The sequence below is a fragment of the Azospirillaceae bacterium genome (assembly GCA_028283825.1).
Classification (GTDB): domain Bacteria; phylum Pseudomonadota; class Alphaproteobacteria; order Azospirillales; family Azospirillaceae; genus Nitrospirillum.
The window spans coordinates 930,040-942,585 of record JAPWJW010000003.1; the positions used below are offsets into that span (position 1 = coordinate 930,040).

At 69.2% G+C, this 12,546-nt stretch carries 11 protein-coding genes; 6 read left to right on the top strand and 5 right to left on the bottom strand.

Going from position 1 to position 12,546, the window contains the following annotated elements; genetic code table 11:
* Window positions 1-70: 70 nt before the first annotated feature.
* The 3 genes from PW843_16275 (at window position 71) to PW843_16285 (ending at window position 2,942) form a co-directional block, all read left to right on the top strand.
* Window positions 71-1,201: a winged helix-turn-helix transcriptional regulator gene (locus PW843_16275; GenBank protein MDE1148157.1), complete on the top strand. Its 1,131-nt coding sequence runs from the start codon at window positions 71-73 to the stop codon at window positions 1,199-1,201.
* Window positions 1,188-2,102 carry a pseudouridine-5'-phosphate glycosidase gene (locus PW843_16280; GenBank protein MDE1148158.1) on the top strand — a complete coding sequence of 305 codons (915 nt, stop codon included), beginning with the start codon at window positions 1,188-1,190 and terminating at the stop codon, window positions 2,100-2,102. The genes PW843_16275 and PW843_16280 overlap by 14 nt, the downstream gene beginning before the upstream one ends.
* Before the next feature lie 93 nt (window positions 2,103-2,195).
* Window positions 2,196-2,942 carry an SDR family oxidoreductase gene (locus PW843_16285; protein MDE1148159.1) on the top strand — a complete coding sequence of 249 codons (747 nt, stop codon included), beginning with the start codon at window positions 2,196-2,198 and terminating at the stop codon, window positions 2,940-2,942.
* Between the two features lie 71 nt (window positions 2,943-3,013).
* On the opposite strand, the gene PW843_16290 is transcribed toward PW843_16285, so the two are convergent.
* From PW843_16290 to PW843_16310, 5 genes are all read right to left on the bottom strand, one after another.
* On the bottom strand, window positions 3,014-4,126 hold the full coding sequence (locus tag PW843_16290) for an alpha/beta hydrolase (GenBank protein MDE1148160.1): 1,113 nt from the start codon (window positions 4,124-4,126) through the stop codon (window positions 3,014-3,016).
* A 94-nt stretch (window positions 4,127-4,220) separates the two neighbouring features.
* The gene (locus PW843_16295; GenBank protein ID MDE1148161.1) at window positions 4,221-4,583 is read right to left on the bottom strand and encodes a hypothetical protein; all 363 of its coding nucleotides are present in this window, start codon (window positions 4,581-4,583) and stop codon (window positions 4,221-4,223) included.
* Between the two features lie 21 nt (window positions 4,584-4,604).
* A complete protein-coding gene (locus PW843_16300; protein ID MDE1148162.1) occupies window positions 4,605-6,257 on the bottom strand; it encodes a tyrosinase family protein in 1,653 nt (550 codons plus the stop codon).
* A gap of 123 nt (window positions 6,258-6,380) precedes the next feature.
* Complete coding sequence (locus PW843_16305) at window positions 6,381-8,843, bottom strand: zinc-dependent metalloprotease (GenBank protein ID MDE1148163.1); 2,463 nt, start codon at window positions 8,841-8,843, stop codon at window positions 6,381-6,383.
* A 65-nt stretch (window positions 8,844-8,908) separates the two neighbouring features.
* The gene (locus tag PW843_16310) at window positions 8,909-9,799 is read right to left on the bottom strand and encodes a LysR family transcriptional regulator (GenBank protein ID MDE1148164.1); all 891 of its coding nucleotides are present in this window, start codon (window positions 9,797-9,799) and stop codon (window positions 8,909-8,911) included.
* A gap of 104 nt (window positions 9,800-9,903) precedes the next feature.
* Here PW843_16310 and PW843_16315 point away from each other — a divergent pair, with 104 nt between their 5' ends.
* The 3 genes from PW843_16315 to PW843_16325 are packed head-to-tail and all read left to right on the top strand — an operon-like array spanning window position 9,904 to window position 12,513.
* The gene (locus PW843_16315) at window positions 9,904-10,401 is read left to right on the top strand and encodes a lactoylglutathione lyase family protein (protein MDE1148165.1); all 498 of its coding nucleotides are present in this window, start codon (window positions 9,904-9,906) and stop codon (window positions 10,399-10,401) included.
* Entirely contained in the window at window positions 10,394-11,380 is a 987-nt protein-coding gene (locus PW843_16320; GenBank protein MDE1148166.1) for a zinc-binding dehydrogenase, read from the top strand. Before PW843_16315 ends, PW843_16320 begins: the two co-directional genes overlap by 8 nt.
* A gap of 14 nt (window positions 11,381-11,394) precedes the next feature.
* A complete protein-coding gene (locus PW843_16325; GenBank protein MDE1148167.1) occupies window positions 11,395-12,513 on the top strand; it encodes an NADH:flavin oxidoreductase/NADH oxidase in 1,119 nt (372 codons plus the stop codon).
* Window positions 12,514-12,546: the final 33 nt, after the last annotated feature.

The following is a 12,546-nucleotide window of genomic DNA, read 5'->3' on the forward strand; positions in this document are numbered from 1 at the left end:
CAAGTGTTGATATCGTCAACGCTTGTTCTATACCTGGAGAGGATTACCCTCTCTCCAGGTATTCTCCCGCATGACCAACCTTGGCGATCAGGAACGCGCGGTGCTGGCCGCCATCCGGGCCAACCCCTTCGTCAGCCAGCAGGAAATGGCGGATGCCCTGGGGCTGGCCCGCTCCACCATCGCGGCGCACGTCGCCAGCCTGACGCAGAAGGGGCGCCTGCTGGGCCGTGGCTACATCCTGCCGGCGGCCGGACGGGTGGTGTGCCTGGGCGGCGCCGTGCTGGACCGCAAGTACCATGCCCCCGCCCCGCTGGTGGCCGGCACCTCCAACCCTGTCAACGGCGTGCGCAGCCCCGGCGGCGTGGCGCGCAACGTGGCGGAGAACCTGGCCCTGCTGGGCGTGCCCACCGCCTTCATCTCCCTCGTGGGGGAGGATGAGGCCGGCCGCGAAATCCTGGCCCAACTGCGCGGCCGCGGGGTGGATGTCAGCCAGGTGGCGGTGACAACGTCGGCCCCGACGGCGGAGTACGCGGCCATCCTGGGACCGGATGGCGACCTGGCCCTGGCCGCCGCCGACATGCGCATCTTCGACCTGTTCACGCCCGACCTGCTGGACCGCGCCTGGCCCCATCTGGCGGGCGCGCAGTGGGTCTTCGCCGACTGCAACCTGCCGGCCGCGACGCTGGCGCTGCTGGTGGAGCGGGCACGCGCAACGGGTTTGAACCTGGCCATCGACGCCGTCTCCATCCCCAAGCTGGCCCGCCTGCCGCCGGACCTGACCGGCATCAGCCTGCTGTTCATGAACCTGGATGAGGCCAACGCCCTGCTGGGCCGCGCGCCCGGCGACGGGGATGGCGACGACGCCCTGGCGGCGGCCCAGGCCCTGCGCGGCCGGGGGACGGCCGGCGCCATCGTCACCCTGGGTGCACGGGGTGTCGCGGTGGCGACGGCGGACACCGCCCTGCATCTGCCGGCGGTCGTGGTGCGGCCGGTGGACACCACCGGCGCCGGCGACGCCATGATCGCCGGCACGCTGCACCGCCTGACCGCCGGCGACGGCATCACCGCGGCCGCGCGCATCGGCACGCTGGTCGGCGCACTGACCACCGAGACCGGCGCCAGCGTCCATCCCGGCCTGTCACCCGACCTGATCGCCGCCAACCTGCATCGCCTGAAGGAAGCGCCCCATGTCCCCGCTTAAGCCCCGCCTCAGCCCTGAGATCGCCGACGCCCTGGCCGCCGGCCGACCGGTGGTGGCCCTGGAATCCACCATCATCACCCACGGCATGCCCTTCCCCGCCAACCTGGAGACGGCGCTGGCGGTGGAGGATGTGGTGCGGGCCAACGGCGCGGTGCCGGCCACCATCGCCTTGATGGACGGCGAAGTGCGGGCGGGCCTGGACCGGGCCGACCTTCAGGCCCTGGCTGAGGCGAAGGGCGTTGTGAAAGCATCCAGCCGCGACCTGGCGGCCGTGATGGTGCGCCGGGGCGCCGCCGGCACCACCGTGTCGGCCACCATGCGCATCGCCGACCTGGCCGGCATTCCCCTGTTCGCCACCGGCGGCGTGGGGGGCGTGCACCGGGGGGCGGAGACCACGTTCGACATCTCCGCCGACCTGACGGAACTGGGCCGCACGCCCACCACCGTGGTCTGCGCCGGGGTGAAGTCCATCCTGGACATCCCCAAGACCCTGGAGTTCCTGGAAACCCAACGGGTGCCGGTCATCGCCTTTGGTGCCGACGACTTCCCCGCCTTCTTCACCCGCTCCAGCGGCCACAAGGCCGACCACCGCCTGGACAGCGCGGATGAGATCGCCCAGGCCATGCGCCTGCACCAGGCGTTGGGCTGCGGCACCGGCATCATGATCGCCAACCCCATCCCGGAAGCCGACGCCCTGGACCCCGCCTTCATCGACGGCACCATCCAGGACGCGGTGGCGGAGGCTGAGGCGCGCGGCATCAGCCGCAAGGACCTGACGCCCTTCCTGCTGGCCCGCATCAACGAGCTGTCGGGCGGCCGCAGCCTGACGGCCAACATCGCGCTGGTGAAGAACAACGCGGCCCTGGCGGCACGCATCGCGGTGGCCTACGCCGCCGGCTGAAGAAAAAAGCATCCGTCATGTCACACGGGGGGACCGCCATCTCGTCTTGAGGTCGAAGCGCCGCGACCGCGGCGACAGCCAGAGGGACGAGACATGAAGATCGTGATCATCGGCGGCACCGGCCTGATCGGCACCAAGACCGTCAAAATCCTGCGCGCCGCCGGGCACGAGGTGGTGGCGGCATCCCCCAACACCGGCGTTAACACCATCACCGGTGAGGGCCTGGCCCAGGCGCTGGCGGGCGCGCAGGTGGTGGTGGACCTCGCCAATTCGCCCAGCTTCGCCGACCAGGCGGTGCTGGACTTCTTCCAGGCGTCGGGCAGCAACCTGGCGGCGGCGGAGAAGGCGGCCGGTGTGCGCCACCATGTGGCCCTGTCGGTGGTGGGGACCGAGGGCTTGCAGGACAGCGGCTATTTCCGGGGCAAGCTGGCGCAGGAAACCCTGATCAAGGCCGGCGGCGTTCCCTACACCATCGTGCACAGCACCCAGTTCTTCGAGTTCCTGGGCGGCATCGCCCAATCCTCCGCCCAGGACGACGGCATCCATCTGTCCACCGCCTATGTCCAGCCCATCGCGTCCGACGATGTCGCCGCCTTCATGGCCGAGGCGGCGCTGGCCGAACCCGTCAACGGTACGGTGGCGGTCGCGGGACCGGAACGGCAGCGCCTGAACGAACTGGTGGCCCGCCACCTGGCAACGCTGGGTGACACGCGGCCCGTGGTGGCCGATACCGACGCCCCCTATTTTGGCGCCCACCTGCGCGAGGGCTCGCTGGTCCCCGCCGGCCAGGCCCGCCTGGGCGCCGTCACCTATGAGACCTGGCGCGCCGCCCAGGCCTGAACCCTGTTACAAGGAGACCGAAGCGCCGGACACGAGCCCCTTGCCTGCTGACGCGGGCGGCGAAATGCCCGTCATGGGCCGTTCGCCTCCGGCGCCACGTCGCCCACGGCCGCCGCCAGCGGCCGGGCATCCTGCACCAGGTGCACCAGCACCCGGCCCGGTTCCTCGCCGTACATCATATGGGCGGAGTTCTCGAACCAGACGAACCGCTTGGATGGGGCCGTCAGTTTCCCGAACCAGGCCTGCACGATTTCCGACGGCGTGGTGTAGTCATGCCGGCCGGCGAAGATGATCAGGGGACAGTCCAGCCGGGTCAGGCCGGTGAAATCGGCCTTCGCCATGTCGGGCAGCAGCCTGGGCAGGGAAAAGGCGCTGCCCAGGTCGATGGCCTTGAAGTCGGCGTCGGAATAGTCAGGCGAGATGGTCTCGGCGTTTTCCCAGAAGGCGTAATTGTCGCGGCCATAGGTCAACCCACCGAACCTCACCGACCATTTGCGCTCCGTCCCCAGCTTGTCCAACGGCAGGCCGCCGTCCTTCTCCGGATAAGGGGCGATGCCCTCCAGCTCCGTGATCGCCTGGGCGTCGCCACGGCGGTGGGCCTCCGCCAGCGCCCAGGCGTAATTGACCTTCTCCGCTGCCACCGTGTTGATGATCTGGCCGGCGCCGATATAGGCGTACAGCCATTCCGGCCGCCGTGCGGCCAGCTTCAGGCCGACCAGCGAGCCCCAGGAATGGCCGATGACGAACACCTTCTGCTTGCCGTAGGTGGCGCGCAGATAGGCCACCAGTTCCTCCGCGTCTTGGACGATGCGGTCGGCGCTCAGGGTCGGCCCCACTTTGGCCGGGTCGTTCAGCAGATAGGTCTTGCCGGCACCGCGCTGGTCCCATTCCACCACGGTGAAATAATCGGCCCAGGGCGCTTCGAACAGGTAACGCGTGGGCAGCTCCGGGGCGGCCGGGCCACCGTGCAGCACCAGCAGGATGGGGTTGCGCCTGTCCTTGCCGCGCACCGTGATCCATTGCCGGATGCCACCGATCTCCACCACCTTGGCCTCATCGATGCCGTTGGGGGAGACGACCTTGCCCACCGTGCCCAGGATGGTTCGGGTATCGGGTGGTGCCGACGCGAACGCCGGTGCGGCCAGGGCGGCGACGGCCACCAGAGCACATCCCCAGAAACGCATGGCTTCCTCCGCATGGAACAATTTTGCAAAGGAAGCTAACGGTTCCACGGGACCGCGGCACGGGGAAAGTGGGGTGCGGATGAAAGCGGTGGGGTCAAACGGTGACGGGTGGACTTTCCAGCATGCCGTCCGCCACCCAGGCCTTGATGGTATCGACATCGACTATGGGCAGCGGCGCGCTGGGCGGCATGGGATGCCCTGCCGTGCGAATGAAGGTCGCCTGCCCGCTGATCTGCTGCATCTGCCAGTTCTTCCCGTCCGGCGTCCGCTGCCATCCATCAAGCGCGGCCGCGACCAGCTTGCCGAAACGCTTGACCGACGCATACTCCCCAAGGCGCAAGGTATCCACGCCCTCGTCATCCGACAGCGGCACCTTCGCCATTGCCTGGGCCCATGCCGGGTTCCGGGCAAGGATGGCCTGCACGGTCGGCCAATAAACCGGGCGCTGGATCGCCATGGGGCCCTCCCTTCTTGGCGGTTAGCGTGAAGAAACTTCCAGGCGGCCGAAATCCTTGTCGGGCTTCTGGTTGTAGATGACGGCGGTGACCGTCCAGCGTTCCCCGGCATGGCCGGTATGGATCAGGTCGGCCACCGCCTCTTCCAGGGAAAAGGCGGTCAGCGATCCGCCGCCACCGCCATGGCCGGCATGCCCGCCGGACCCCGCGCCCCAGTGGGCCCCGGTGTCGACGATGTAACGGTCACGCTGTTCCGCCTCGTCCTTGAAGGGCGCGGCGGCCGGATGCAGGTAGAGATCAATGCCGAAAGACACGTCGGCGGCCTGGTCGGGCCGGATGAAACGGGCGGTCAGCGCCTGCGCCCCGGCCACCGTGCGCGGCACCGTCAGCGGCACGCTGAGCATGGCGGCGACCGGTTGGCCCTCCCCATGGCCCGCGTGGCCGCCCAGCAAGGCGTAAGGGCTGAGTTTGCCGGCGCCGAACGCCACCAAATCATTGGTGCCGGCGTTCCGCAGGCGGGCCAGCACGTCGGCACGGGTGGGCAGGCGGTCCTTCTGCTGGACCTCGAAAGCGTAGCCCAAGGTGCGAACGTCGAAATAATTCTCCACCCGGCCCATGCTGGGCAAACCGGTGCCCCGCACGACGCCCGGCGCGGGGGGCACGGACTTGGGCTGGTCGCCGCGCAGGAATTGACGGGGCGAGGTCACGCCGGAACTGCCGTGCATGTACAGCCAGTTCTCGTACAGCAGGTCGATATAGGCGTGGAAAGAGAAGAACAGGGGGTCCAGCGCCGCCGTGGACGGCGTCTGCATATAGGTGTCGTCTTCCTGGGCGGACAGGTTGCTGAAATAATACGCATGCATGGTGTCATGGTGGCCGCGCTCGAAGGTGCCGCCGGCGCTTCGGGGGTCCGTGGCCGGCGACCCGCCGAAACTGCGCCAGTTGAACAGCATCTCCCGCGCCAGCAGCAGCGGGTTGCGGGCATTTTCGAACAGCTTCGCCTCATCCGCCGTCAGTTTCTTCGGGTCGCGGCCGGCCGGCGGCACGTAAAGCGGGGAATCCCTGTTCTCGAACGCCTTGGGATAACGCACGCCGGACGGGTCCCGCGTCCAGTTCCAATAAGGCACGCCCACGGTGCGGGTGCTGGGCCCCACCTGCCCCCGGCTGTCCTTCACCGTGCCGTCCGGATCGGTTCCCTGGATCAGCTTTTCATACGAATAGAACTCCGCCCGATGCCAGGGCAGGAAGATGTCCTTGTGATGCTCGCACATGCCCGGATGGCGGGTGATCTCCCCCGCCGCCGGCGCCCCGAAAAGGCTGTCACACTGCAGATTGTGCGCCTGGGGTTGGGTGGGGTTGAGGTTGATGACGTTGCAGTTATGGATCCAGGCCTGCCAAAGATAACCTTCGTCATTGGTCGGAAAGCCGCCGGGCGCCACCACCGTGCTTTGATCCGGCCTGAAGCCGCTGCGATCCTTCAGGATCTGGATGGCGTGCTCGTAAGCGCGCAGTTCGTCCGGCGTCAGGTCGTCGATGTTCTTGCGCAGCACCAGCCCGGGCACGCCCGCGGCGGCGGTGGGAAAGGTCGCCTCATTCGCCGCGGCCCGGGCGGGCAACGACGTACCGGCAAGCATCGCGCCCAGCGCGACCGTCAGCAGCAACACTCGACGCAGCATCGGCTCCCCCGCATCGGGCCCGGCGCCAACCCAAGAGCCGGGCGGGGCCACGCATGGAACGATGTATAGTTGTATACATCACGACAGCGGGAGGCCAAAGCACGAACGCACGCAGGACGCGATTTACTGGATAGGAAGATCCATCCAGTCACCCTCGGCCCAGTTGCCGCCGCCGATGGGGTCGCCCGGCGGCACCTCGACGGTGCGCGGCCGGTCGGCCAGCAGCTTGTCCAGTTGCTGCGGGTCCGACAACTGCCGGGCCAGGCTGGCGCCCCAGGCGCGTTCCTCGGCATCGCCCCGGGCGTGGGCCAACGTCTCCGCCACCTCGTGCACCCGCTGGTCCGCCAAGGCCGCCACCTCCGGCGTGGTGCCGGGGCGGTGGGCCACCTGGGCCAGGGTGATGAGGGTCCGATAGGCGACGCGGCGGCTGACGGCGTCGCTCTTGTCCGGCAGGACGGCGGCCATCAGCCGGTCCAGCACCTCTGCCACGCCCAGCGCCTGCGGATCGGCGGCGTGCTGTGCCTCCAGCCGGGCCAGGCGGGTGGGCGCCAACAGGGTGGACAGGGTGACGCTGGCCGCGACGTCCGCCGCCACCAGCGGGTCGAACACCGGTCCGCCGGCGGTGGCGAACAGTTCGATATCGTACTGGCGGTTGTCGCTGCCGTTACGGGCGGCGGACAGCAGCGGTAGCAGGCCGGCCGGCAAGCGCAACTGGTCGGCCGACAGCGTGCCCAGCAGGGCCGCCAACGCCGCGCGCTGCGCCGCGGCGGGCACGGGCGCCGAACCCTCATTCCCGCCACCGGCTACGGCATAGGCGAAGTCCACCCCGCCCACCGCCTTGGCCGCCGCGTTCACCTGATAGCGGTGCAGCAACCAGATGGGCACGAAGCGCCGGCGCAACTCGGCCACCGCCTCCCCCGGCGCCAGGGCCTTCAGGCCGAACTGGTCGATTGCGGCGCGGCGCACACCCATCAGGCGGTTCAGTTCCGCGGCAGGCTCGGCGCCATCATCCCACAGGCCGGCCCAGGGCTGGGCGGTATCCGGCCGGCGGGCATTGTCATCCTCGACGTAGCGCAGGCCGGCGGCCACCACGGCGGCGGCCTTGGCCTCCGCCTGGTCGTCCTGGCCGTACAGCCAGTCCACCGTCGCCATGTCCCACCGCCCCACGCCGGTGCCATAGGCGTCCGACAGGTCGGGACGGCCGTCCACCAGCCCGATGCGCGGGGCGGGATAATCCATGACGGAGGCGCGGTTCTGCGTGCTGGCGGCGAAATTGTGCGCGAAGCCCAGGGAATGCCCCACCTCATGCGCGCCCAGCTGGCGCAGGCGGGCCAAGGCCACCCGCACCGGGTCGTTGGGACCGCCCGTCCCCACCTTGTCCGCCCCCACCAGTCCCTGGAAGATCAGGATGTCCTGCCGCACCCGTTCGGAGCCCAGAACCACCATGCCCTTCACGATCTCACCCGTGCGCGGGTCCACGATCTCCTGCCCGTAAGACCAGCCGCGCGTGGCGCGGTCCACCCAGTTGACGATGTTGTAGCGCACATCCATGGGGTCGGCGCCCTCGGGCAGCAACTCGGCATGGAAGGCGTCGATGTAACCCGCCGCCTCGAACGCCTTGGCCCACCAGTTGATGCCGTCCAGCAGGGCCTGGCGCATGGGGTCGGGTGCCGCGCGATCCAGGTAGAAGACGATGGGCTTCTTCATGCGCGACCGCGCCGCCGTGGGGTCCACCTTTTCCAGGCGGAAGCGGTTGGCCACGTCGCGCACCACGTCCTGGCCCAGCGGCCGGCTGTAATCCACCGATTGCGTGGCGAAACCGCCGATGCGCGGGTCGAAGGCGCGCGGCACGAAACCCGGCGCCGGCAGGCGGATGAAGCTGTGATGGACGGTGAAGCTGACCTGCCGCGCGTCGGGGGCGATGTTCTCCACCTCCGCCCCCGGATGATCGGAGGTGTAGGTCTGGATGGCGTCGACCTCCAGATTGTCGGGGAACAGCTTCAGGCTGGCGGGGTCGGCGGCGCTGAGGCCGGCGTCCAGCTTGAAGCCCTTGCCGGCACCCTGCTGTCCGCCGCCGGTGCCCATGGCGTCGCTTTCCTGGCCCAGCGACTTGGCGATGCCCAGCGTGTCCGCCGCCAGGAACTTCGCGATATCCACCGCCACGCGCCCGTCGGTCAGGGGCACGGCGTCGCCCATCCACACGATCGAAGTGGCGAAATCAGGATTGACCCCGCCCTCGGGCGCATGGAAACGCGGATTTTCGAACTGGATGGCGACCTTGGCGCCCAGGCGGCGGAAGGCCAGCACCTGGGTCTCGCCGATGCGGCCACGGTCCAGGAAGGTGGGGGCGGAGCCCAAGCCGGTGCGCAGCGCCGGGGTGTAGAGATAGCGCGCCATCACCCCGTCGGCACCGGGCGCCGGCAGGGTCAGGAAGATCTGGCCCTTGGCCTTGTCGACATGCACCGGCAGTAGGCCGTCCAGCGCCGTGGCCCCCTGGAACGACGGCGGCGGCGCTGCGGGCGAAGCGGCCATGGCCGTGGTGGACAGCAGGACGACGGCCAAGGCCGCGAGATAGCGATGCCGCACGAGGAAGCCCCCATTATTTTTTGGTGCCGCCACGATGGGGCAATTCACATCGCCCACACAAGGCCTTAGCGCCGCGTCATGCCGTGCGCCGCCACATGGTCGCGCAGTTGGGCGACCACCCGCTGGGCACGGGCCGGCAGCGGCCATTCCGACCGGTGGATCAGCCACAGCGTGTCCACCACCGGCACCCCGCTATCGACCACGCGAATGGCGGCGGCGTTGGCATAGGCCTGGCGGGCGTAGCGGGGAATGACGGTGAAGCCCAGCCCCCGCGCCACCGGTTCCAGGATCAGGCCGACCTGATTGGTGAAGCCGTGACAAGGCAGCCCGCGCACCCCCTGATTGCCCGGGAAATGCCGGCCCAGCAGGCGGGCGGCCATGGCCATGCCGTCGGGATGGTCGATGAAGCCCAGTCGTTCCAGGTCGGCCCAGCCGCGCACCTCCACGCCCGCCGGCACCACCAGTTCCAAGGGCTCCTCGGCGAAGGCGCTGACCGACAGGCGCGGGTCGTCGGGCCGTTGGGAGATCACCCCCAGCTGGAAATCATTATGCAGCACGGCAGCCAGCACATCCGGATCGGGGGCGAAACGATGGCGGAAAGACAGGCAGGGGTTGGCCTGTTGCAGGTCCAGCAGCGCCGGGTAGAGGGACAGGCCGACACTGCCGGGGGTGATCAGGCTGACCTCACCGCTCGCCGCGTCGGCATCGGCCAGGCGCACCTTCAGCTGGCAATCGGCCTGTTCCAGGGCGCGACAGTATTCCAGTAAGGCCGTGCCCGCCGGGGTCAGTTCGATGCGGCGGGACCGGCGAACAATCAGCGCCCCCAACCGGTCCTCAAGCTGACGGATGTGCTGGCTGACGGCCGCCTGGGTCAGGCCCAGCCGGTCGGCCGCCCGGGTGAAACCACCGGTATCCACCAGGGCCGCGAAGGTGATGGCCCATTGCGCGTTCAACATAACAAAGTTTTATCCATGCCATAACGAAGCACTACTTCTTCTTATAGAACCTCCCCCCTATCTTCGCCATTGAGATTGACGCCCCTTATCGTCTGGAGTCCCTGATGGCGCCCTATCCCCGCAGCTTTTCCCACATCGGCCTGTCGGTCACCGACCTGGACGCGGCCGTGAAGTTCTATACCGAGGTGATGGGCTGGTACCTGATCATGCCGCCCACCACGATCAGTGAGGATGACAGCGCCATCGGCGTGATGTGCACCGACGTGTTTGGTGCCGGCTGGACGTCGTTCCGCATCGCCCACCTGTCCACCGGTGATCGCGTGGGCGTGGAGATTTTTGAGTTCCGCAACGCCGTGAAGCCGGAAAACAATTTCGAATACTGGAAGACCGGCGTGTTCCACTTCTGCGTCCAGGATCCGGACGTGGAGGGCCTGGCCGCCAAGATCGTGGCCGCCGGCGGCAAGCAGCGCATGCCCGTGCGCGAATACTTTCCGGGCGAGAAGCCCTACCGCATGGTCTACATGGAAGACCCGTTCGGCAACATCCTGGAAATCTACAGCCACAGCTATGAGCTGACCTATTCCGCGGGCGCCTATGCCTGACACCCTGCCCGAGACCTACAAGGTCTGGGCCTGGCGGTCCGGCGCGGAGCCGCTGGACCTCAGGCTTGAGGAACGGCCCCTGCCCACGCCCGGCCCGGGCGAGGTGCTGGTGCGCAACCACGTCGTCGGCCTGAACCCGGTGGACTGGAAGATCCTGGACGGCAGCCTGATCCCGCTGACGGCCGGCCAGGTGCCGGGCGTGGACGGGGCCGGCACGGTGGTCGCCCTGGGCGCCGGCGTGGATACCGCCCGCCTGGGTCAACGCGTCGCCTATCACCAGAACCTGCGGAGCCACGGCAGCTTCGCTGAATACACGCCCATCCGGGCCAGCGTCCTGATGCGCGTGCCGCCCGGCCTGGACTTCACCGTGGCCGCCACCTTCCCCTGCCCCGCCATGACCGCCTGGCTGGCGCTGGAAAAATTGCCGATCCGCTTCGGCGCCCAGTTGCTGGTCAGTGGTGCCGGCGGTGCGGTCGGCGGCTATCTGGTGCAGAAGGCGGTGAAGCGCGGCTGGACCGTCACCACGCTCAGCGATCCCCGGCATTGGGAGCGGCTGCGCGACTTCGGCGCCACCACCACCCTGCCCTGGTCGGCCGCCGAAGGGGACGCCATCGGCCCGTTCACCGCCGTGATCGACACCGTGGGTCCGGACTTCGCCGGCCGGCTGGCGCCGCTGCTGCGGGCCAACGGCCATTTGGTGTGCATCCAGGGCCGCGTGCCGGACTGGCCGAATGAGCCGTTCGGCCGCGCCCTGTCGCTGCATGAGGTGGCGCTGGGCGCCCTGCACCGCCACGGCGACGCCGAGGACTGGGCCCATCTGACCCTGGCGGGCGAGCAGTTGCTGGCCGCCATCGCCGAGGGGCGCCTGCGGCCGGAGCCGACGGTGGAACGCCCCTTCAACGAACTGCCCCGCCTGCTGGATGAGTTGCGTCACCGCGCCTTCACCGGCAAGCCCGTGGCCCGCATCCTTCCCGACTGAGGAACCAACCGACCATGTCCGCCCTGTTCACCCCCTACACCCTGAAGGGTGTCACGCTGCGCAACCGCATCGCCGTGCCGCCCATGTGCCAGTACAGCGCCGTCGACGGCGTCACCAACGACTGGCATGAGGTCCATTACGCCGGCCTGGCGCGCGGCGGTGCCGGCCTGGTGATCGTGGAGGCCACCGCCGTCTCCCCCGAGGGGCGCATCACCCCCGGCTGCACCGGCCTGTGGAACGACCAGCAAACCGAAGGCATGGCGCGCATCACCGCCGCCATCAAGAAGGCCGGCGCCGTGCCGGGCATCCAGATCGGCCACGCCGGTCGCAAGGCCAGCGCCAACCGCCCCTGGGAGGGCGACGACCACATCGCCGACGACGCGCCCGGCGGCTGGCCCACGATCTCACCGTCGGCCATCGCCTTTGGCGGCGGCCTGCCCAAGGTGCCGAAGGCCATGACCCTGGACGACATCGCCCGCGTCCAAGCCGATTTCGTGTCGGCCGCCCGCCGCGCCCGCGACGCCGGCTTCGAATGGCTGGAACTGCACTTCGCCCACGGCTATCTGGCGCAGAGCTTCTTCTCCGTCCACGCCAACACCCGCGACGACCGCTATGGCGGCGATGCCGAGGGTCGCGGCCGCTTCCTGGCGGAAACCCTGGCCGCCGTGCGCACCGTGTGGCCGGAGCACCTGCCCCTGACCGCGCGTTTCGGCGTCATCGAGTTCGACGGCCGGGATGAGGAAACGCTGGCCGAGGCCATCGCCCTGACCCGCACCCTGCGAGCCGGCGGGCTGGACATGATGAGCGTCAGCATGGGTTTCTCCACCATCACCGCCCAGGTGCCGTGGTCGCCCGCCTTCATGGCGCCCATCGCCGCCCGCGTGCGGGAGGAGGCCGGCATCCCCGTCTCCACCGCCTGGGGCATGGACGTGCCGGCGGATGCCGAGCGCGCCGTGGCCCTGCAGCAGCTGGACCTGGTGATGGCGGGCCGCGCCCACCTGGCCGACCCGCACTATCCGTTCCGCGCCGCGCGTGAACTGAAGGCCGGCAAGGCGTCCAAACTGCTGCCCACCCAGTACGCCTATTGGCTGGCCCGCTACCCCGGCCCGCAGAACGGCGACCCGGTGGAGTAAGCGGATTTCGCGATTGTTGCGGGCGGTCCCAGA